Source organism: Massilia sp. P2_C2 (genome assembly GCF_056404615.1).
The window spans coordinates 1-968 of record NZ_JBFUDR010000637.1 but is presented as its reverse complement, the minus strand read 5'-3'; the positions used below and the strand labels follow the sequence as shown (position 1 = coordinate 968).

Here is a 968-nt window from a genome sequence, read left to right as displayed (position 1 = left end):
CCCGTGGCCGCTGCAACGAAGGCGCCGGCAGCGCACGACCCGGCGCTGGCGGCGGCGCCGATCGCGGCGCCGCCGGCACCCGCCAAACCGCTGGCACTGGTCACGCAGGGCGAGGCATTGCGCGAACTGTCTTCGCTGTGGGGCCAGACTTTGCCGGCCGGGGAGGGCTGCGATGCCGCCCCGCGCCAGGGCCTGCGCTGCTACCAGGCCCGCGGCGGGCTGTACGAACTGCGCCTGCTCGACCGGCCCGCGATCGTCGCCCTGCACGACGGCCCGCGGCTCGGTTACGCGTTGCTGACCGGCCTCACCGACGACAGCGCCACGTTGACCCTCCACGGCGAGCGCCATACGGTGCCCCTGGCACAGCTGGCGACCCGCCTGGACGGCGAATTCACCACGCTGTGGAAGGTGCAGCGCGGCTTCCGCGACCAGGTGGGGCCGGGGGACCGCGGGCCCGACGTCGACTGGATCGCCGCCCGCCTCGCGCAACTGGACGGCAAGCAGGACGCGCCGCCGGCCGGCCAGATCCTGGACGAGCCGACGCGGCGCCTGCTGCGCGCGTTCCAGGTCAAGCAGAACCTGAAGGCGGACGGCCTGGCCGGTCCGCGCACCTATATGCGCCTCAACCAGTTGAGCGGCGTCGCCGAGCCGCACCTGCTGGCAGCCACGGGAAAATGATATGTCGTACATCCTCGAAGCCCTGAAGAAGGCCCAGGCCGAACGCCAGCTCGGCAACGCGCCGACGATCCACGCGCCTCCGGTCGTGGCCCCGGCGCCGGTTGCCGGCGCGGCCAGCCGCAAGCCGCTGCTGATCGGCCTCGGTGCCGGTGTGCTTGTCGTGGCAGCCGGCGCGCTGTGGCTGGGGAGGTCGACCCCGGCTCCGGCTCCGGCACCGCAGGCCGTCGCACAAACGCCGGCGGCGCCTGTGGCCCGCCCGCCCGCACCGGCGTCCGCGCCCGCACCGGCGT

The 968-nt window shown here is 74.5% G+C and carries 1 protein-coding gene and 1 pseudogene; both read left to right on the top strand.

Features of this window, described 5'->3' with window-relative positions; genetic code table 11:
• The coding region (locus AC1DYX_RS31525) for a peptidoglycan-binding protein (protein ID WP_477266193.1) at window positions 1–678 on the top strand (678 nt) is incomplete at its 5' end.
• A 1-nt stretch (window position 679) separates the two neighbouring features.
• Window positions 680–968, top strand: a pseudogene (locus AC1DYX_RS31520) (general secretion pathway protein GspB); the annotation flags it as partial.